Source organism: Paludisphaera soli (assembly GCF_011064595.1).
GTDB lineage: Bacteria > Planctomycetota > Planctomycetia > Isosphaerales > Isosphaeraceae > Paludisphaera > Paludisphaera soli.
Genome location: NZ_JAALJI010000155.1, coordinates 1 through 423 on the forward strand (window position 1 = coordinate 1; position 423 = coordinate 423).

1 pseudogene is annotated in these 423 nt (G+C 66.7%); it reads right to left on the minus strand.

The features are described from left to right. Positions 1–213 (minus strand): annotated as a pseudogene (locus G6O68_RS32115) (hypothetical protein); the annotation flags it as partial. Positions 214–423: the final 210 nt, after the last annotated feature.

The window sequence follows — 423 nt, forward strand, 5'->3', positions numbered from 1 at the left end:
GGTCATGCGGCCGTCGCCGCGGCCCTCGGCCTGGACGTCGACGAGGCCGTCGCGGACCGCGTCGAGCAGGCTCACCGCCGGGACGTCGGCGCTGACGTCTTTGTCCGCCTTCGGCGAGATCGGGGTCTCCTCGGCCGAAGCGGTGCTGATTGTCGCAGCGGCCAGGAGGATTCCTCCGGCCAGTCGATGCGTGAAGGACTTAGCTGAAGTCACGGGAAGTGCCTCTCTTTGATCCGTATTGCACCGCGGCCTGCTGTTCCTGGCCGAGGAGGGATGAACGCTGAGCGGGAAAAGGCGATGAGGCCTGCGAGCCACCCCGTCGCCACGATTACGATGCTAACTCTCCGTCGAACGAGGCTTTTTCGGTCTCAGAGCCCGCTGAGGTCGGCGGCGGTGACGCGGACGCCCTTCTTGAGGCCGAGC